The sequence below is a fragment of the Streptomyces panaciradicis genome (genome assembly GCF_023516615.1).
Classification (GTDB): domain Bacteria; phylum Actinomycetota; class Actinomycetes; order Streptomycetales; family Streptomycetaceae; genus Streptomyces; species Streptomyces panaciradicis.
In genome coordinates this window covers 82647-102087 of record NZ_JAMGBF010000023.1, presented here as the reverse complement: position 1 = coordinate 102087, position 19441 = coordinate 82647, and the positions used below count along the sequence as shown (strand labels likewise).

21 protein-coding genes are annotated in these 19441 nt (G+C 72.0%); 19 read left to right on the top strand and 2 right to left on the bottom strand.

Translation table 11 applies throughout. The annotated features are described in order from the left end of the window. Positions 1-24: 24 nt before the first annotated feature. Together M8J74_RS10900 and ffh are read left to right on the top strand one after the other, a co-directional pair. Entirely contained in the window at positions 25-2472 is a 2448-nt protein-coding gene (locus M8J74_RS10900) for a [protein-PII] uridylyltransferase (protein ID WP_249836178.1), read from the top strand. Positions 2473-2565: 93 nt separating this feature from the next. Further along, on the top strand, positions 2566-4116 hold the full coding sequence (gene ffh, locus M8J74_RS10895) for a signal recognition particle protein (protein WP_249836177.1): 1551 nt from the start codon (positions 2566-2568) through the stop codon (positions 4114-4116). 80 nt (positions 4117-4196) lie between these two features. Here ffh and M8J74_RS10890 read toward each other — a convergent pair whose 3' ends face one another. After that, positions 4197-5060: a class I SAM-dependent methyltransferase gene (locus M8J74_RS10890; protein WP_249836176.1), complete on the bottom strand. Its 864-nt coding sequence runs from the start codon at positions 5058-5060 to the stop codon at positions 4197-4199. Between the two features lie 533 nt (positions 5061-5593). Between M8J74_RS10890 and M8J74_RS10885 the strand changes: the two genes are divergently transcribed. The 17 genes from M8J74_RS10885 (at position 5594) to M8J74_RS10805 (ending at position 18756) form a co-directional block, all read left to right on the top strand. Then, positions 5594-6190, top strand: coding sequence for a hypothetical protein (locus tag M8J74_RS10885; protein WP_058922931.1), 597 nt, complete (start codon positions 5594-5596; stop codon positions 6188-6190). Positions 6191-6565: 375 nt separating this feature from the next. Further along, on the top strand, positions 6566-6985 hold the full coding sequence (rpsP, locus tag M8J74_RS10880; protein ID WP_003997567.1) for a 30S ribosomal protein S16: 420 nt from the start codon (positions 6566-6568) through the stop codon (positions 6983-6985). Positions 6986-6987: 2 nt separating this feature from the next. Next, entirely contained in the window at positions 6988-7227 is a 240-nt protein-coding gene (locus M8J74_RS10875; protein ID WP_003973401.1) for an RNA-binding protein, read from the top strand. 83 nt (positions 7228-7310) lie between these two features. Continuing rightward, complete coding sequence (rimM, locus tag M8J74_RS10870) at positions 7311-7853, top strand: ribosome maturation factor RimM (protein ID WP_249836175.1); 543 nt, start codon at positions 7311-7313, stop codon at positions 7851-7853. A 3-nt stretch (positions 7854-7856) separates the two neighbouring features. Beyond that, on the top strand, positions 7857-8690 hold the full coding sequence (gene trmD / locus M8J74_RS10865; protein WP_249836174.1) for a tRNA (guanosine(37)-N1)-methyltransferase TrmD: 834 nt from the start codon (positions 7857-7859) through the stop codon (positions 8688-8690). Between the two features lie 134 nt (positions 8691-8824). Continuing rightward, positions 8825-9175 (top strand): 50S ribosomal protein L19, encoded by a 351-nt coding sequence (gene rplS, locus M8J74_RS10860; RefSeq protein ID WP_058922928.1) that lies wholly within the window; start codon positions 8825-8827, stop codon positions 9173-9175. Between the two features lie 45 nt (positions 9176-9220). After that, positions 9221-9928: a signal peptidase I gene (lepB, locus tag M8J74_RS10855; protein ID WP_249836173.1), complete on the top strand. Its 708-nt coding sequence runs from the start codon at positions 9221-9223 to the stop codon at positions 9926-9928. Next, positions 9921-11051 (top strand): signal peptidase I, encoded by a 1131-nt coding sequence (gene lepB, locus M8J74_RS10850; protein ID WP_249836172.1) that lies wholly within the window; start codon positions 9921-9923, stop codon positions 11049-11051. Before lepB (M8J74_RS10855) ends, lepB (M8J74_RS10850) begins: the two co-directional genes overlap by 8 nt. Next, positions 10942-11922 (top strand): signal peptidase I, encoded by a 981-nt coding sequence (gene lepB / locus M8J74_RS10845; RefSeq protein ID WP_249836171.1) that lies wholly within the window; start codon positions 10942-10944, stop codon positions 11920-11922. Before lepB (M8J74_RS10850) ends, lepB (M8J74_RS10845) begins: the two co-directional genes overlap by 110 nt. Positions 11923-12036: 114 nt before the next feature. Continuing rightward, on the top strand, positions 12037-12813 hold the full coding sequence (lepB, locus tag M8J74_RS10840; protein ID WP_249836170.1) for a signal peptidase I: 777 nt from the start codon (positions 12037-12039) through the stop codon (positions 12811-12813). Next, positions 12803-13321, top strand: a complete 519-nt coding sequence (locus tag M8J74_RS10835) for an NUDIX hydrolase (protein ID WP_249836169.1) — start codon at positions 12803-12805, stop codon at positions 13319-13321. Before lepB (M8J74_RS10840) ends, M8J74_RS10835 begins: the two co-directional genes overlap by 11 nt. 72 nt (positions 13322-13393) lie before the next feature. Then, on the top strand, positions 13394-13702 hold the full coding sequence (locus M8J74_RS10830) for a DUF2469 domain-containing protein (RefSeq protein WP_055510545.1): 309 nt from the start codon (positions 13394-13396) through the stop codon (positions 13700-13702). A 181-nt stretch (positions 13703-13883) separates the two neighbouring features. Then, on the top strand, positions 13884-14246 hold the full coding sequence (locus M8J74_RS10825) for a YraN family protein (RefSeq protein WP_249836168.1): 363 nt from the start codon (positions 13884-13886) through the stop codon (positions 14244-14246). Position 14247: 1 nt separating this feature from the next. Further along, entirely contained in the window at positions 14248-15873 is a 1626-nt protein-coding gene (locus tag M8J74_RS10820) for a YifB family Mg chelatase-like AAA ATPase (protein ID WP_249836167.1), read from the top strand. Beyond that, on the top strand, positions 15870-17063 hold the full coding sequence (gene dprA / locus M8J74_RS10815; protein ID WP_249836166.1) for a DNA-processing protein DprA: 1194 nt from the start codon (positions 15870-15872) through the stop codon (positions 17061-17063). Before M8J74_RS10820 ends, dprA begins: the two co-directional genes overlap by 4 nt. A gap of 210 nt (positions 17064-17273) precedes the next feature. Further along, positions 17274-18116 (top strand): RNA polymerase sigma factor WhiG, encoded by an 843-nt coding sequence (whiG, locus tag M8J74_RS10810; RefSeq protein ID WP_058922727.1) that lies wholly within the window; start codon positions 17274-17276, stop codon positions 18114-18116. Between the two features lie 85 nt (positions 18117-18201). Next, a complete protein-coding gene (locus M8J74_RS10805; RefSeq protein WP_058922726.1) occupies positions 18202-18756 on the top strand; it encodes a TetR/AcrR family transcriptional regulator in 555 nt (184 codons plus the stop codon). Here M8J74_RS10805 and M8J74_RS10800 read toward each other — a convergent pair. Continuing rightward, the gene (locus M8J74_RS10800; RefSeq protein WP_249836165.1) at positions 18736-19332 is read right to left on the bottom strand and encodes a M23 family metallopeptidase; all 597 of its coding nucleotides are present in this window, start codon (positions 19330-19332) and stop codon (positions 18736-18738) included. The two genes, M8J74_RS10805 and M8J74_RS10800, sit on opposite strands and share 21 nt — an antisense overlap. Positions 19333-19441: the final 109 nt, after the last annotated feature.

The window sequence follows — 19441 nt, the reverse complement described above, 5'->3', positions numbered from 1 at the left end:
GGAAAGAAGAACAGGAGCTGCTGGGTGTCGAGTACGGACGTGCACAACGAAGCAGAGGACTCGGGACCCAGCGGCTACGCGGCGGCCCGGCTGCGTCTCCTCACGGAGGGGGCGCAGTCCGGGCCGCCGCGCCGTGCGGCCCTCTCCCGGCTGACCGACGAATGGCTCACCGGCCTGTTCGCCGCCGGCTCCGAGGGACTGCGCGGCGCCTCGCTGATCGCCGTCGGCGGCTACGGCCGCGGCGAGCTGTCCCCGCGCAGCGACCTGGACCTGCTCCTCCTCCACGACGGCGGCGACCCCAAGGCGGTCGCCGCCCTGGCCGACCGCATCTGGTACCCCGTCTGGGACCTCGGCCTCTCCCTGGACCACTCCGTGCGCACGCCGGGGGAGGCCCGCAAGACGGCCGGAGAGGACCTGAAGGTCCAGCTCGGCCTGCTGGACGCCCGCCACATCGCCGGAGACCTCGGCCTCACGGCCGGTCTGCGCACGGCCGTCCTCGCCGACTGGCGCAACCAGGCGCCCAAACGCCTCCCCGAACTCCAGGAGCTGTGCTCCGAGCGCGCCGAACGCCAGGGCGAGCTGCAGTACCTCCTCGAACCCGACCTGAAGGAGGCCCGCGGCGGCCTGCGCGACGCCACCGCCCTGCGCGCCGTCGCCGCCTCCTGGCTGGCCGACGCCCCCCGCGAGGGCCTCGACGACGCCCGGCGCCGGCTCCTGGACGTCCGCGACGCACTCCACCTCGCCACCGGGCGCGCCACCGACCGGCTCGCGCTGCAGGAACAGGACCAGGTCGCCGCCGAGCTCGGACTCCTGGACGCCGACACCCTGCTGCGCCAGGTCTACGAGGCGGCGCGGACCATCTCCTACGCCAGTGACGTCACCTGGCGCGAGGTGGGGCGCGTGCTGCGATCGCGCGCCGTGCGGCCACGGCTGCGCGCCATGCTGGGCGGCGCGAAGCCGGTCGCCGAGCGCTCCCCGCTGGCCGAGGGCGTGGTCGAGCAGGAAGGCGAGGTGGTGCTCGCCCGCGCCGCGCGCCCCGAGCGCGATCCCGTTCTGCCGCTGCGCGCCGCCGCGGCCGCCGCGCAGGCCGGACTCCCGCTCTCCCTGCACGCCGTACGGCGCATGGCGTCCGTCGCGCGCCCCCTGCCCACGCCCTGGCCCGCCGAGGCGCGCGAACAGCTGGTGACGCTGCTCGGCTCGGGCCGCCCGACCGTCGAGGTGTGGGAGGCGCTGGAGGCGGAGGGGCTGATCACCCGGCTGCTGCCCGACTGGGAGCGGGTGCGCTGCCGCCCGCAGCGCAACGCCGTGCACATCTGGACCGTCGACCGGCACCTGATCGAGACGGCCGTGCGCGCCTCCGAGTTCACCCGCCGCGTCCACCGCCCCGACCTCCTCCTGGTCGCCGCGCTGCTGCACGACATCGGCAAGGGCTGGCCCGGCGACCACTCGGTGGCCGGCGAGATCATCGCCCGCGACGTCGCCGCCCGCATCGGCTTCGACCGCGAGGACGTCGCCGTACTCGCCACCCTCGTCCGTCACCACCTGCTGCTCGTCGACACCGCCACCCGGCGCGACCTGGAGGACCCGGCCACCGTGCGATCGGTCGCCGACGCGGTCGGCTCGCAGGGGACGCTGGAGCTGCTGCACGCGCTCACGGAGGCGGACGCGCTGGCCACTGGCCCGGCGGCCTGGTCGTCCTGGCGCGGTTCGCTCGTCGCGGACCTCGTCAAGCGCGTCTCGGCGGTCCTCGCGGGGGACGCGCCCGAGGAGCCCGAGGCCGCCGCGCCCACGGCCGAGCAGGAACGGCTCGCCATCGAGGCGCTCGCCACCGGCAGCCCCGTGCTGTCCCTGCGCGCGCAGACCGAACCGCCGGCCGAGGACCAGCCGCCCGCCGACCCCGAGCCGCTCGGCGTGGAGCTGCTGATCGCCGTACCGGACCAGCCGGGCGTGCTGCCCGCGGTCGCCGGCGTCCTCGCCGTGCACCGGCTGACCGTCCGCACGGCGGAGCTGCGGGCCCTGGACCTGCCGGACGGCGTCGAGGGCGCGGTCCTGCTGCTGGACTGGCGGGTGGCCGCCGAGTACGGCTCCCTGCCGCAGGCCGCCCGTCTGCGAGCCGATCTCGTACGGGCCCTGGACGGCTCCCTGGACATCGCCGGACGCCTCGCCGAGCGCGACGCCGCCTACCCGCGCCGCCGGGGCGTGGTCGCCCCGCCGGCCCGCGTGACGGTCGCCTCGGCGGCCTCGCGGCACGCCACGGTCATCGAGGTGCGGGCGCAGGACGCCCCCGGCCTGCTGCACCGCATCGGGCGCGCCCTGGACGACGCGAAGGTGCGCGTGCGCAGCATGCACGTGTCCACCCTCGGCGCGAACGCCGTGGACGCCTTCTACGTCACCGGACCCGAGGGGGCGCCGCTGCCCGGCGAGGAGGCGGCCTCGGTGGCGCGCAAGCTGGAGGAGACCCTGCGCGGGTGACGGCGAAGGTGCCGGGCGGGGACGATTGTCTTGCGCGTCCGGATACCCTGGAAGACGCTCACACTGCCCCCGACTCCGAGGACCGACGCCGCCGTGTTCGACACTCTCTCCGATCGCCTCTCAGCGACCTTCAAGAATCTGCGCGGCAAGGGGCGTCTGAGCGAGGCGGACATCGACGCCACCGCGCGCGAGATCCGCATCGCGCTGCTCGAGGCGGACGTGGCCCTGCCCGTCGTGCGCACGTTCATCAAGAACGTCAAGGAGCGCGCCCTCGGCGCCGAGGTCTCCCGCGCGCTGAACCCGGCCCAGCAGGTCCTGAAGATCGTCAACGACGAGCTCGTCACGATCCTCGGCGGCGAGACCCGGCGCCTGCGCTTCGCCAAGCAGCCGCCCACCGTGATCATGCTGGCGGGTCTGCAGGGTGCCGGTAAGACCACCCTCGCGGGCAAGCTCGGCCGCTGGCTGAAGGAGCAGGGCCACTCGCCGCTGCTGGTCGCCGCCGACCTCCAGCGCCCGAACGCCGTGAACCAGCTGAGCGTGGTCGCCGAGCGCGCGGGCGTCGCGGTGTACGCGCCCGAGCCGGGCAACGGCGTCGGCGACCCGGTCAAGGTCGCCAAGGACTCCATCGAGTTCGCGAAGTCCAAGGTCCACGACATCGTGATCGTGGACACCGCCGGCCGCCTCGGCATCGACCAGGACATGATGCAGCAGGCCGCGGACATCCGGGACGCGGTCTCGCCCGACGAGATCCTCTTCGTCGTCGACGCGATGATCGGTCAGGACGCCGTCAACACCGCCGAGGCATTCCGCGACGGCGTCGGCTTCGACGGCGTGGTGCTCTCCAAGCTCGACGGCGACGCCCGCGGCGGTGCCGCGCTGTCCATCCGGCAGATCACCGGCAAGCCGATCATGTTCGCGTCGAACGGTGAGAAGCTCGAGGACTTCGACGCCTTCCACCCGGACCGGATGGCCTCCCGCATCCTCGACATGGGTGACCTGCTCACCCTGATCGAGCAGGCGGAGAAGACCTTCGACCAGGCCGAAGCCCAGAAGATGGCCGAGAAGCTGGCCTCCAAGAAGGGCCAGGACTTCACCCTCGACGACTTCCTGGCCCAGATGGAGCAGGTCAGGAAGATGGGCTCCATCTCGAAGCTGCTCGGGATGCTGCCCGGCATGGGCCAGATCAAGGACCAGATCAACAACATCGACGAGCGGGACGTCGACCGCACGGCCGCCATCATCAAGTCGATGACGCCGGGCGAGCGCCAGGACCCGACGATCATCAACGGCTCCCGCCGCGCCCGTATCGCCAAGGGCTCCGGCGTCGAGGTCAGCGCGGTGAAGAACCTGGTCGAGCGGTTCTTCGAGGCCCGCAAGATGATGTCCCGCATGGCCCAGGGCGGCGGCATGCCCGGTATGCCGGGGATCCCGGGCATGGGCGGCGGCCCCGGCCGCGCCAAGAAGCAGCCGAAGAAGGCCAAGGGCAAGCAGCGCTCCGGCAACCCGATGAAGCGCAAGCAGCAGGAGCAGGAGGAGGCCGCCCGGCGCGCGGCCGCCGCTCAGGGCGGCGCCTTCGGCGTGCCGGGCCAGCAGGCCCCGCAGGACTTCGAGCTGCCCGACGAGTTCAAGAAGTTCATGGGCTGACCGCTGCGGCCCGCCGGGGCCGGTTGTCGTGACGTCTCGTCGCGGCGACCGGCCCCGCTGCTTTCGGCCAATCGTGTCGCCTAGGGGACGCGCGCTATCAGGTACCGGAAGACGTTGTGCATCCACACCGTCCCGTCCCCGCGCACATACGGGTGCAGCGCTTCTGTCAATTCCTTGTTGACCTGCGTGCGATCCGTCGCCGTGATCGCCGCGTCGAACAGACCGGTCGACAGCAGCCCCTTGAGCGCGCTGTCGGTGTCGGCGTACCCGAAGGGGCAGGCGACCCGCCCGGAGCCGTCCGGCCGCAGACCGGACCGCTGGGCCACCTCCTCCAAATCGTCGCGCAGGGCGGGACGCCAACTGCCCGCGCTGCGCAGCGGGTCCGCCAGCTTGCGGGCCACCCGCAGCACGGACGCCGAGGCGCAGCGCTCCGGCGGACCCCAGCCGGCCAGCACCACGGGCGCTCCGCGCTCGGCGAGCGGTATCGCCTCCCGCAGCAGACCGCCGACCCCCTCCGAGTCGCCCGCCCAGCCGAGGGGCTCGAAGGCGGTCACCAGGGTGAACGCGGGCGTCTCCGCGTCGCCCGCGGCCGCCAGGTCCTCGGGTGAGCCGTCGACGATCCGGACATCCGCACGCGCGCGTGCCCCCCACGCCTCCGGCAGCAGCCGCTGCCGCGCCAGGGCGAGCCGTTCGGGGGACGAGCGCTCGACACCGGTGACGGCCGCGCCTCTGGAAGCGGCCATCAGCAGGGAGAGCCCGCTGCCGCAGCCGAGGGCCAGAAGGCGCGTGCCGGTTCCGACCTCGAGTCGCTCGTAGACGGCCTCGTAGAGCGGCACCAGCATCCGCTCCTGTATCTCGGACCAGTCACGCGCGCGTGCACACAGATCCACACGGGGTGTCGTGCCCGCGTGGGTCCGGTGCTGCCGCACGAGCGTAGGTGTCATGAAAAGCGCCCCAATCCGCCGAGAGTTGCAGCTGTGCCCGTTTTCCTGGCCCCCGTGACGTGCGCTCGCACTCCCCCCGTATGCCAGGTAACTCCGCACTCGACCGCTCGTCCAGTGCTCGTGGGCCCCTGCTTGAGGGTTCGGCGCCCGAGTGGCGAGATTTCACATGCCGGCAACCTGGGCCCGTAGGGTGTCTGCTCTGCGCCGACGGGCCGGTGGCGGGGGGTGCTCGCGCGCCCGGTAACGTCGCTGCCCCCGCGGGCGCTTACCGAGGCAGAGCCGTTCCGGGTCGAGAGCGACCGAAACGCCTCTTGCGCACCTGCGGAGCACAGCCGCACCGACGCGTGGACACGATCTACGTGCCGGTGCGTACGTCACCCTACGTACCGGCTTGGTACGAGCTGTGAGGCTTCTCCGCAGATCAGCGCACCCGCCCTCGTCTCCACGCATCAGCGGCAACTGACGGGTACGTGCAAATTATTTGGGATGCCCCGGAATAGGAACACAGCGGCACCCCCGCTCGTTGTCATTACGTGAGCACGACACAGACACCACCTGTTCTCGCCGCGGAGCTGGCACAGGCGTGGGCCGACATTCAGCGGTACCACCCCGAGCTGCCCGATCTCGCCGCGCCAGAGTCCCTGATCGGAGAGTCGTCGTCCGCGTGCGGGCACGAACTCTCCTTCGAGCGACTGCTCCATGAGGCAGTCCACGGCATCGCCGCCGCGCGCGGCGTGCGCGACACCTCCCGCGCCGGCCGATACCACAACCGCCGATTCCTCGCCATCGCCGAGGAGCTGGGCCTGGACCACCCCGAGGAGCCGCATCCCAGCAGCGGCTTCTCGCTGGTCACGCTCAACCCCGAGGCCAAGCGCCGCTACCGCCCGACCATCGACCGCCTCCAGCGCGCGCTGAAGGCTCACACGGTGGCGACGGCGGCGGACACCCCGAAGAGCTTCCGCGGCCCCGCCGCCCGCCACGGCTCCTCCGGGGGCGGCGTGCGGGTGAAGGCCGTCTGCGACTGCGGCCGCAACGTCCGGGTCGTCCCCTCCGTCCTGGCCCAGGCCCCGATCGTCTGCGGCGGCTGCGGCAAGCCGTTCCGGATCCCGGAGGTCGTCGGGGCGGCATGACCGCGCGCCTCGGAGTGCCGGCAACTCGTGGCTGCCGGGATCCGGGCACCGTGGGCAGGCGAGCCGACCGCCGCCCGCGAGCACGCACGCCGCACTCAGCGGCACGGGTGGACGCGGGCGGCACCCGGCAGCGCCGGGCTGCGCCGACGCCGTGACGGCGGATGCGGGGCCGGGCGCCGCTTCGGCATGCCCGGCGCCGGCGGCCGCCGGTCCGAAGCGAGCCGCGGGGTGTGGCACAATGGCTAGCTGTACTCGACAGCCGCACAGGAACCCTCTCGCCTCCGGCTGACGCGTCCATCGGGCACTCGGGTACCGCAACCCCACGCGGCAATCTCGCCGTGCCCAACCACGTCAATTCCAGGAGAACCCACTCCCGTGGCAGTCAAGATCAAGCTGAAGCGTCTGGGCAAGATCCGTTCGCCTCACTACCGCATCGTCGTCGCCGACTCCCGCACCCGTCGTGACGGCCGTGCGATCGAGGAGATCGGCAAGTACCACCCGACCTACAACCCGTCGGTCATCGAGGTGGACGCCGAGCGTGTGGCGTACTGGCTGGGTGTCGGCGCGCAGCCGACCGAGCCGGTTCTCGCCATCCTGAAGAAGACCGGCGACTGGCAGAAGTTCAAGGGCGAGCCCGCCCCGGCTCCGCTGCTCGTCGCCGAGCCCAAGAAGGCGCGCCCGTCGTTCGAGGCCCTGGGTGGCGACGACGAGGGCAAGGGTGAGGCGATCACCCAGAAGAAGAAGGCGGAGAAGAAGGACGAGGCCGCCGCCGAGTCCGCGTCGGCCGAGGCCTGAGCATGCTCGAGGAGGCTCTCGAGCACCTCGTGAAGGGCATCGTCGACAACCCCGACGATGTGCAGGTCGCTTCCCGCAACCTGCGCCGCGGACGCGTCCTGGAGGTCCGGGTCCACCCCGACGACCTCGGCAAGGTGATCGGCCGCAACGGCCGCACCGCGCGCGCTCTGCGCACCGTCGTGGGCGCCATCGGCGGCCGTGGTGTCCGCGTCGACCTCGTCGACGTCGACCACGTCCGCTGACGCCGAACGCAGCACCGGCTCGGGCCGGGGAGGGCCACTGGGCCGTCCCCGGCCCGTAGTCGTATGACAGGAGATCCTGAGAAGTGCAGCTCGTAGTCGCGCGGATCGGCCGCGCCCACGGCATCAAGGGCGAGGTCACCGTCGAGGTCCGTACCGACGAGCCCGAACTGCGGCTCGCCCCCGGCGCCGTCCTGGCCACCGACCCGGCCTCCACCGGTCCCCTCACCATCGAGACCGGCCGCGTCCACAGCGGCCGGCTCCTGCTGCGGTTCGAGGGAGTGAACGACCGCACCGGCGCCGAGGCCCTGCGCAACACCCTCCTGATCGCCGAGATCGACCCGGACGAGCTGCCCGAGGACGAGGACGAGTACTACGACCACCAGCTCATCGACCTCGACGTGGTCACGGCCGACGGGGTCGAGGTCGGCCGGATCACCGAGATCTCGCACCTGCCCTCCCAGGACCTCTTCATCGTCGAGCGCCCGGACGGCAGCGAGGTGATGATCCCCTTCGTCGAGGAGATCGTCACCGAGATCGACCTGGCCGAGCAGAAGGCCGTCATCGCCCCGCCGCCCGGCCTGATCGACGACAGGGCCGAGGTCGTCTCCTCGCGGGAGGAGTCGTAAGCGATGCGCCTCGACGTCGTCACGATCTTCCCCGAGTACCTCGACCCCCTGAACGTCTCCCTCGTCGGCAAGGCACGCGCGCGTGGTCAGCTCGACGTCCAGGTGCACGACCTGCGCGTGTGGACCCACGACCGCCACAACACCGTCGACGACACCCCCTACGGCGGCGGCCCGGGCATGGTCATGAAGACCGACCCCTGGGGCGACGCCCTGGACGCCGTCCTCGCCGACGGCTACGAGACGGGCTCCCGCGCGCCCGCGCTGATCGTCCCCACCCCCAGCGGCCGCCCCTTCACCCAGGAGCTGGCCGTCGAACTCTCCGAGCGGCCCTGGCTCGTGTTCACGCCGGCCCGCTACGAGGGCATCGACCGGCGGGTGATCGACGAGTACGCGACCCGGATGCCCGTCTACGAGGTGTCCATCGGCGACTACGTCCTCGCCGGCGGCGAGGCGGCCGTCCTGGTGATCACGGAGGCCGTGGCCCGGCTGCTGCCCGGCGTCCTCGGCAACGCCGAGTCGCACCGCGACGACTCCTTCGCACCCGGCGCCATGGCCAACCTCCTGGAGGGCCCCGTCTACACCAAGCCGCCCGAGTGGCGCGGCCGCGGCATCCCGGAGGTGCTGCTCAGCGGCCACCACGGGAAGATCGCCCGCTGGCGCCGCGACGAGGCCCTCAGGCGTACGACGGCCCACCGGCCCGACCTCATCGAGCGCTGCGACCCCAAGGCCTTCGACAAGAAGGACCGCGAGATGCTCTCCATCCTGGGCTGGACGCCCGACCCGGAGGGCGAGCCGTACGGGCGATTTTGGCGCAGGACCGAGGGCGTGGAAGAATAGGCCGCTGTTGTGCGTCGTCCGGCGCGCGCCCCTGCCACAGGGGGACACGACGCCCGCCCCGACACGGACAGCATCCTCCTGTAGCACCTAGCTCCCGTTGATGACCTGTGGCATCAGCGAAGAAAGCAGACGAAATGTCTCACCTGCTCGACACCGTCGACTCCGCGTCGCTGCGCAGCGACATCCCGGCCTTCCGCCCGGGTGACACCGTCAACGTCCACGTCCGCGTCATCGAGGGCAACCGCTCCCGTGTGCAGCAGTTCAAGGGCGTGGTGATCCGCCGCCAGGGCGCCGGTGTCCGCGAGACCTTCACGGTCCGCAAGGTCTCCTTCTCCGTCGGCGTCGAGCGCACCTTCCCGGTGCACACCCCGATCGTGGAGAAGATCGAGCTCGTCACCCGCGGTGACGTGCGTCGCGCCAAGCTGTACTACCTGCGCGAGCTGCGCGGCAAGGCGGCGAAGATCAAGGAGAAGCGCGACAGCTGAGCTCGCGCGGGTGTTCACATCGGGGCCGGATAGCATTCCGCCCCGATGGACACCGAAGCACAGCACACGGAGCGCGACCGCTCCTCCCGCCCTGCACCCAAGGCCGCGGAGGAACGGTCGCGTTTCGCGTTGGTGGCGCGGATCACCCAGTGGCTGCCCGGCGGGCGGATCTCCCTGACCCTGCTGGTCTGCCTGGTGTTCCTGCTGATCCTCAACGCTTTCGTGGTCCAGCCCTTCCAGATTCCCAGCGGATCCATGGAAGACGGATTGAGGATCGGGGACCGCGTTCTCGTAAATAAGTTGGCGTACCGTTTCGGTGCCGAGCCGCGGCGCGGCGATGTTGTGGTGTTCGACGGAAGTGGGTATTTCGGGAACGCCGACTACATCAAGCGCGTCGTGGGAGTAGGGGGAGACCGGGTGGTCTGCTGTGACAAGGAGGGGAGGATCGAGGTGAACGGCCGGTCGGTCGACGAGTCCGCGTTCCTGTACCCCGGGGACAGCCCCTCGACGGTTCCCTTCCACGTCGTCGTGCCCGACGGCACCCTCTTCGTCCTCGGCGACCACCGCAGCGACTCCCGCGACTCCCGCGACCACCTGGGCTCGCCCGGCGGCGGCATGATCCCGGTCTCCGACGTCATCGGACGGGCCGACTGGATCGTCTGGCCCACCGCCTACTGGAGCCGCCTGCAGCGGCCGGGCGCCTACGCGCGCGTGCCCGCCGCGTCCCCGACGGCCGGCGGTGGCCATGGGTAACCGCGGCAAACCGCGCCGTCCCGAGCCGGGCGGCGGCGGCCACGGCACCTTCGGCACCGAGAACCTGCTGCCCACCGGCTCCCGCCGCACCTCCGGCCCGGCGTCGGGCTCCGCGCCCAGCGGCGGCCGCACCCGCGCCGAGCGGCGCAAGCTGCAGCGCAAGGTCAAACGCAAGCGCCGGCGCAGCGCGGTCAAGGAGATACCCCTCCTCGTCGGCGTGGCCGTCCTGATAGCGCTCGTCCTCAAGACGTTCCTGGTGCAGGCGTTCGTCATCCCCTCCGGGTCCATGGAGCAGACGATCCGCATCGGCGACCGCGTCCTGGTGGACAAGTTCACGCCGTGGTTCGGCTCCAAGCCCGAGCGCGGCGACGTCGTCGTCTTCAAGGACCCCGGCGGCTGGCTCGCGGGCGAACAGACCACCACGACGAAGGACGACCCCGTCGTCGTCAAGCAGATCAAGGAAGGGCTCACCTTCATCGGCCTGCTGCCGTCGGCCAACGACAAGGACCTGATCAAGCGGGTCATCGGGGTCGGCGGCGACCACGTCAAGTGCTGCGACGCGCAAGGCCGGGTGACCGTCAACGGCGTGCCGTTGACCGAGGGCGACTACCTGTATCCCGGGAACGCGCCGTCGACCCAGCAGTTCGACATCACCGTCCCCCAGGGGCGGCTGTGGGTGATGGGCGACCACCGCGGCAACTCCGCGGACTCCCGCGCCCACATGAACACCGCCTACGGCGGCACCGTGTCCGTCGACTCCGTGGTGGGCCGGGCCAAGGTCATCGCCTGGCCCCTCGGCCACTGGACCTCGCTCGACGAACCTAAAACTTTCGCTTCCGTTTCCAACTCCGTGTCGGGGACGACCGCGGCGCCCGGGCTGTCGCATAGGGTTGCCCCAGACGATCTGAAGACAGCGATCCAGCTCCCGAGCCCTGCGGAACTCCCGCTCGTTATGGGAGTGGTGGGCCTGCGCCGCGCATGGGGCAGGCGGCGGCACAGAGTGAGGAGTTGGCGTGGGGGATGTGGCGGTTGGCGCACGGTCCGGACACGACGGCGAGGAGCATCGCGGACGCCCCGCGGAAGCCGTCCCGGCCGCGGACAGCGCCGTGACCTCCGGGAGTGACTCCGGTACCGGCGAGGACGGCACCATGCCCGGCGAGCAGACCAGGACCGACGGCGAGGGACCGGGCGACTCGGCGCCCGCGCCGAAGAAGCAGCGCTCCTTCTGGAAGGAGCTGCCCATCCTGATCGGCATCGCCCTCGTCCTGGCGCTGCTGATCAAGACCTTCCTGGTGCAGGCGTTCTCGATCCCCTCGGACTCGATGCAGAACACCCTCCAGCAGGGCGACCGCGTCCTGGTCGACAAGCTCACGCCCTGGTTCGGCTCCAAGCCCCAGCGCGGCGAGGTCGTCGTCTTCCACGACCCGGACAACTGGCTGGCCGGCGAGCCGACGCCCAACCCGAACCCGGTGCAGAAGGTCCTCAGCTGGATCGGCCTGATGCCGTCCGCCGAGGAGAAGGACCTCATCAAGCGCGTCATCGGCGTCGGCGGCGACACGGTCTCCTGCAAGGGCACCGGCCCGCTGAAGGTCAACGGCAAGGCGCTGAACGACAAGTCCTTCGTCTACGCCGGCAACACCCCGTGCAGCGTCGACGACCAGGGCGGCCAGTTCTCGGTGAAGGTCCCCAAGGGCTACATCTGGGTCATGGGCGACCACCGCCAGAACTCGCGCGACTCGCGCTACAACCAGAACGACAAGCACCACGGCATGGTCCCGGTGAAGGACGTCGTGGGCCGCGCCATCGTCATCGCCTGGCCGATCAACCGCTGGGACACCCTGCCGATCCCGGACACCTTCGACCAGACCGGCATCAACGACAAGTCCTCGGCCTCCGCCGCCCTCACGGTCGCACCGAACGCCGTCGCCCTCGTCGGCGTCCTGCCACTCGCCCTGTGGCGCCGCAGGAAGACCTCGGTGGCCGAAACCCGCTGAACCCCTCCGCGGACCCGCGCCGCGGCGGCTTGGTGAAGCCCTGGTGCAGTTGTGACCAGGGTGCGCCCCGGAGGGGCTGACCGGGTCAGGTACCGCCGGGTAGGGTGCGGGTCCATGGGTGGCGAGAGCACGACACGTACGGCACCGCGCAGCGGTGGCAAGAGCACGGGCCCGGTGGGCAGCAAGGCCGGACAGCGACTGTCCGGACTGGCCGTCGCACTGGGCATCGTGCTGTTCCTCGGCGGATTCGGCTGGGGAGCGGTGGTGTACCGGCCGTACACGGTGCCGACCACCTCGATGACTCCGACCATCGACGCCGGTGACCGGGTGCTGGCCGAGCGTGTCGACGGCAGCGAGGTACGCCGGGGCGACGTCGTCGTCTTCAACGACAAGACCTGGGTGACCAACGCCTCCGTCGTCAAGCGTGTGGTGGCCGTCGGCGGTGACACCGTCTCCTGCTGCACCGACGGCAAGCTGACCGTCAACGGCAAGCAGATCGACGAGGGCTACCTCAAGGGCGCCGCCGCCGAGGACAAGAAGATCCCGACCGTGAAGGTCCCCCAGGGCCGCCTGTTCCTGCTCGGCGACGAGCGCTCCGGCTCCCTGGACTCCTCCGCCCACCTCAGCGACGCCGCCCAGGGCACCGTGGCGCGCTCCGCCGTGACCGCCCGCGTGGACGCCGTCGTCTGGCCTGCGAAGGGCATGCTGGGGCGCCCGACCGGCTTCGAGGCGCTCGGCGCGCTGTCCACGCCGGGACCGCTGAAGCTCATCGTCACCCTCATCGTCGTGGGCGGCGTGCTGGTTCTCGGCGGAGGGGCCTACGGCCCGATCGCCAAGCGGCTGGGCAACCGCCGCGCCCGTACCCGGACGGAGCCCGTGGGTGCCCGCTGAGGTGACCCACGATGTCTCCCCGCAGGGGCTGCGCAAGGTGGCCCGGGTCGTCCTGCTCGACCCCGACGACCGCATCCTCCTCCTGCACGGTCACGAACCGGACGATCCGGCCGACGACTGGTGGTTCACGCCCGGCGGCGGACTGGAGGGCGCGGAGACTCGTGAAGAGGCCGCCCTGCGGGAACTCGCCGAGGAGACCGGGATCACCGAGGTCGAGCTCGGGCCGGTGCTGTGGCGGCGGAGGTGCTCGTTCCCGTTCGCCGGCCGCCGCTGGGACCAGGACGAGTGGTACTACCTGGCCCGTACGGCGCAGACGGCGACGCGGGCGACGGCCCTGACGGAGCTGGAGCGGCGCAGCGTGGCCGGTGCCCGGTGGTGGACGTGTGCGGAACTGACCCGGGCACATGAGACGGTGTATCCGACCAGACTCGCCGAGCTGCTGAGCCGACTGCTCGACGAAGGTCCCCCGGCCAGACCCGTGACCCTCGAACCGGAAGTCGTCCACTGACCCGGAAATCGACTGGGGGCGCGCGGGACTGGCGCACAATGGGGGGATCGCACGGCTGAAGGGGAACATGCCATGAGCGCCGAGGACCTCGAGAAGTACGAGACCGAGATGGAGCTGAAGCTCTACCGGGAGTACCGCGATGTCGTCGGTCTGTTCAAATACGTGATCGAGACCGAGCGGCGCTTCTACCTGACCAACGACTACGAGATGCAGGTGCACTCGGTCCAGGGCGAGGTGTTCTTCGAGGTGTCGATGGCGGACGCCTGGGTGTGGGACATGTACCGGCCGGCGCGCTTCGTGAAGCAGGTCCGGGTACTGACGTTCAAGGACGTGAACATCGAGGAGCTCAACAAGAGCGACCTCGAGCTGCCGAGCAGCTGAGCCGTTTTCCTGTTCACCGGTGCGTCTGTTTATTGGTGTGCGTGTGTACCGGTGTGCGTGTGTGCCGGTGTGCCTTTTCACCCGTGTGAGTGGCGGAGTTTTCCACAACCGGTGAGTAGTCCACCAAGATCCACTTGACCCGGGTGGATGCGTGACGGTTGGCACCGGAGGTGGTGCCGACATGAACGCACGGAGCGCACTCGGCAAGTACGGAGAAGACCTCGCCGCCCGCCGGCTGACCGAGGCCGGGATGACGGTGCTGGAGCGCAACTGGCGCTGCGGCAGGTCCGGAGAGATCGACATCGTGGCGCGGGACGGCGAGGTGCTGGTCGTCTGCGAGGTGAAGACGCGGCGGGCGGGTTCCTTCCAGCACCCCATGGCCGCGGTCCCGCCCGAGAAGGCCCGGCGACTGCGGAGTCTCGCCGAGCACTGGATCCACGCACACGGTGGCGCGCCGCCGGGAGGGGTCCGCATCGACCTCGTCGGCGTCGTCCTGCCGAGGCGCGGGGCCGCCCGCCTCGAGCATGCGCGGGGGGTGGCCTGAGATGGGCTTCGCGCGTACGTGTTCGGTGGCACTGGTGGGCGTCGAGGGCGTCGTCGTCGAGGTCCAGGCCGACCTGGAACCGGGAGTGGCCGCGTTCACCCTGGTGGGACTGCCCGACAAGAGCCTGACGGAGAGCAGGGACCGGGTCCGGGCCGCGGTCGTCAACTCCGGCGGCGAATGGCCGCAGAAGAAACTCACGGTCGGACTCAGCCCCGCCTCGGTGCCGAAGGGCGGCAGCGGGTTCGACCTCGCCGTCGCCTGTGCCGTGCTCGGTGCCTCCGAACGCATCGATCCGCGCGTCCTCGCGGACATCGTCATGATCGGGGAGCTGGGGCTGGACGGCCGGGTGCGTCCGGTGCGGGGCATCCTGCCGGCGGTGCTCGCCGCCGCGGACGCCGGATACGAGCAGGTGGTCGTGCCCGAGTGCGCTGCCGCCGAGGCCTCGCTGGTACCCGGCGTCTCCGTCCTCGGGGTGCGCAGCCTGCGCCAGCTGATCGCCGTCCTGGCGGACGAGCCGGTGCCCGAGGAGGAGCCGGACGAGGTGGGCCGCCCGGACCCCCTCCTGGCCGGTCTGCGGGTGCCGGGCACCGGCGCGGCCACGGGCATGCACAGCTTCGGCGCCGCCCAGCACGAGCAGGGCCACGACCTCGCGGACGTCGTCGGCCAGATCTCGGCGCGCACGGCGGTGGAGGTCGCGGCGGCGGGCGGCCACCATCTGTTCCTGGAAGGCCCGCCGGGTGCCGGCAAGACGATGCTCGCGGAACGGCTGCCGGCCATCCTGCCCCGGCTCACCCGCGAGGAGTCCCTGGAGGTCACGGCCGTCCACTCGGTGGCGGGCCTGCTGCCACCGGGCAAACCGCTGATCGACATCGCCCCCTACTGCGCCCCGCACCACTCGGCGACCATGCAGGCCCTGGTGGGCGGCGGTCAGGGGATCGCGCGGCCCGGGGCCGTGTCCCTGTCGCACCGCGGTGTCCTCTTTTTGGACGAGACCCCCGAGTTCAGCAGCCGGGCCCTCGACGCGTTGCGGCAGCCCCTGGAAGCCGGCCATGTGGTGATCGCCCGCAGTGCCGGGGTGGTGCGGTTCCCGGCGAAGTTCCTGATGGTGCTCGCCGCCAACCCCTGCCCCTGCGGCCGCTTCTCGCAGACCGACGACTTCTGCGAGTGCCCGCCCTCGGCCGTCCGCCGCTACCAGGCACGACTGTCCGGACCGCTGCTCGACCGCGTCGACCTTCGGGTCGAGGTGGACCGGGTCACACGCGCCGAGCTGACCCTGCGGGGTGCCCGCGGCGAGTCGACGGCGACGGTCGCCGACCGGGTGCGGTCGGCCCGGCAACGGGCGTCGGCACGGCTCGCCGGCACACCGTGGCGGACCAACAGCGAGATCCCCGGCCGTGAACTGCGCAGCCGCTGGCACGCGGCGAGCGGCGCGATGGACGAAGCCGAGCGCAACCTGGAACGGGGCGTGCTGACCGCCCGCGGACTCGACCGCGTCCTGCGCGTCGCCTGGACGGTCGCCGATCTCGTCGGCCACGACAGGCCCGACGCGACGGACGTCGCCCTCGCGCTGCAACTGCGTACGGGAGTGCCGAGGGGCGCACCCATGGCGATCGGGGCGATGACGTGAGCGCCGCCGAGGACCTGGACGACGAACTGCTCGCGCGGGTGCTTCTCAGCCGGGTTCTCGAACCCGGGGACCCGGTCGGGGGCCGGTGGGTCCGGGAGTGGGGGGCCGTGAGGGTGGCGCGGGTACTGCGGGTCGGGGGGCCGCAGCCGGCCGGGGTCAGCGACAGGCGGTGGGCGGGGATGCTGGGGCGGGCCCGGGAGGCCGACGCCGGCCGCGATCTGCGGGCCGCGCGGGACGCCGGTGTGCGGTTCGTGGTGCCGGGCGGCCCGGAGTGGCCCGGCCAGCTCGACGACCTGGGGGACACCCGCCCGCTGGGGCTGTGGGTGCGCGGCCGGCCCAGCCTGCGGATGTGGGCGCTGAGATCCGTCGCCGTCGTCGGCGCCCGCGCCTGCACCGAGTACGGCGCCCACATGGCGGCCACGCTCGGCGCCGGCCTCGCCGAACACGGCTGGGTGGTCGTCTCCGGCGGCGCCTACGGAGTCGACGGCGCCGCGCACCGGGGCGCGCTCGGCGCGGGCGGCGCCACCGTCGCCGTACTGGCCTGCGGGGTCGACCGGCCCTACCCCCGCGGACACACCGAGCTGATCAACCGGATCGCGGAGCAGGGCCTCGTCGTCGGGGAGCTGCCGCCCGGCGAGCACCCGACGGCCGGCCGGTTCGTCGTCCGCAATCGCGTCATCGCCGCCCTGACCAGGGGAACCGTCGTCGTCGAGGCCGCCCACCGCAGCGGCTCGCTGGTGACGGCCAGGGCGGCGCAGCGGCTCGGCCGGCACACGATGGGCGTGCCCGGTCCCGCCACCAGCAGCCTGTCGGCCGGAGTGCACGAACTGCTGCGGGGCGACGCCGTGCTCGTCACCGATCCCGCGGAAGTCGTCGAACTGGTCGGCGACATGGGCCAGCTGGCACCGGAGCGACGCGGACCCGTGTTGCCCAGGGACCTGCTGGAGGCCGCCGCCCGGCGGGTGCTCGCCGCGCTGCCCGGTCGTGGCACGGCGTCGGCCGCCGCCGTCGCGCGGGGCGCGCAGACCTCGCCGGAGGACGCGGTCGCGCGCCTGTACGAACTTCGATCACTTGGTTACGTCGAACGACACGGCGACGGCTGGAAGTTGACGCGCCAGGCCGTGATGTCCGGACGGGAGGGGGCGATGGAGGTCGACGGAGCGTGTTCGGCCGTCCGGGGGAACGCCTGACACCTGGGCAAACGCCTCCGCGGGACGGTGCCGGTCGGTCACGCTGGGCGATCGCCGTGCGTGGGTGGGGCGCCCGTCGGAACGTATCTGCGTACCCGTTCCCCGCTCTTCCTCGCTCACCGCGACGCTCCAGTCACGCTACGCTCACGGGGATTCCGACGCACTTCACGTAGAACGCGTACTTCACGGCAGAACGGCACAAGGCGACGAATGCCCCAGCACACCTCCGGGTCCGACCGGGCGGCGATCCCCCCAGCCGCCCGTGACGGTGGCAGCGTGCGGCCGCCCGCTCCCTCGACGCTCGACGAGCTGTGGCGGTCGTACAAGGCGACGGGCGACGAGCGGCTGCGGGAGCAGCTGATCCTGCACTACTCGCCGCTGGTCAAATACGTGGCGGGGCGGGTGAGCGTCGGTCTGCCGCCCAATGTGGAGCAGGCCGACTTCGTCTCGTCGGGCGTCTTCGGGCTGATCGACGCGATCGAGAAGTTCGACGTCGACCGGGAGATCAAGTTCGAGACGTACGCGATCACCCGGATCCGGGGCGCGATGATCGACGAGCTGCGGGCGCTGGACTGGATCCCGCGCTCGGTGCGGCAGAAGGCGCGCAACGTGGAGCGGGCGTACGCGACGTTGGAGGCGCGGCTCAGACGGACGCCGTCGGAGGGGGAGGTGGCCGCCGAGATGGGCATCGCGGTGGACGACCTCCACGCGGTGTTCAGCCAGTTGTCGCTGGCCAACGTGGTGGCGCTGGAGGAGCTGCTGCACGTGGGCGGTGAGGGCGGCGACCGGCTGAGTCTGATGGACACCCTGGAGGACACCGCCGCGGACAACCCCGTGGAGGTGGCCGAGGACCGGGAGCTGCGGCGGTTCCTGGCGCGGGCCATCAACACCCTGCCCGAACGGGAGAAGACCGTCGTCACGCTGTACTACTACGAGGGCCTCACGCTCGCCGAGATCGGCCACGTGCTCGGTGTGACCGAGAGCCGGGTGAGCCAGATCCACACCAAGTCGGTGCTGCAGCTGCGGGCGAAGCTGGCCGGCTTCGGGCGGTGACGGCCCGCCGGAGGGCGTGACTCCCTCCCGTCAGGGGTGGCGCGTCCGTAAAGTGGTTGACGTGCCAAGGATTCGAGCGGCCTCCGTGGCCGAACACCGGTCGATGCAGCGAGCCGCCCTGCTGGACGCGGCTCGGTCCCTGCTGTCCGAGGGCGGGACGGAGGCGCTGACGTTCCCGGCCCTCGCCGAGCGGACGGGGCTGGCGCGGTCGTCCGTGTACGAGTACTTCCGGTCGCGGGCCGCGGTGGTCGAGGAGCTGTGCCAGGTCGACTTCCCCGTGTGGGCGGCCGAGGTCGCGGCGGCCATGGAGCGGGAGGACGCGGCCGAGGACCGGATCGCGGCGTACGTACGGCGGCAGCTGGAGCTGGTGGGGGACCGGCGGCACCGGGCCGTGGTCGCGATCTCCGCGAGCGAGCTGGACGCCGGGGCGCGGGAGCGGATCCGGGCCGCGCACGGCGGGCTCGTGACGATGATCGTCGAGGCGCTGGCGGAGCTGGGGCACGCGGAGCCCCGGCTGGCCGCGATGCTGGTGCAGGGCGTGGTCGACGCGGCCGTGCGGCGCATCGAGCTGGGCGCCGAGGAGCCCGCGGTGGTCGCGGACGCGGCGGTGGGCATGGCGCTACGGGGCGTTCGCGGCTGAGACCGGCCGGGGCAGCGGCACTCCGAGCACGGGCAGCAGTCTCGACGGCCCTCCGCGCAGCAGCCACGGCGGGAGCAGCGACAGGGGATCCAGATAGGTCCGCCCCCTGAGCAGACCCCAGTGCACGCACGTCACCGCGCAGTGCGCACCCGCCGGCTCCACCACGCCCACCACCTCGCCCGCCGCCACCTCGGCGCCCTTGCGCACGGACGGCCGTACCGGCTCGTACGTCGTGCGCAGGTCCGTTCCGCCCAGCTCCACCGAGACCACGCCCCGGCCCGCCACCCGGCCCGCGAAGGAGACCCGGCCGGCCGCCACCGCGCGCACCGGTGTCCCGGCCGGCGCCGCCAGGTCCACGCCGCGGTGACCGGGGCCGTAGACCGTCGCCGGGGGCTCCCAGCCCCGTAGGACCACGGGACGGGTGCCCACCGGCCAGGCGCGGCCGATCGCGGCGGTGCCGGGGGAGGGGGCCGCCGGGGAGGGCGGGGGCTCCGCCCACGCCCACGGGGTCACGGCCGCCCACGCCAGCACCGGCAGCGCCGCCGCCGTCAGGCGTCCGTATCGCTTCGCTCGCATGCGGAAACCGTCCCGCATCCCCGTCGATCATGGCCGGGATCTGTGGACAACTCCCGGGTTGTGGACAGCGGCGTCACCCGGTGCCCCGCCGGTCCCGTACACTTCTTCT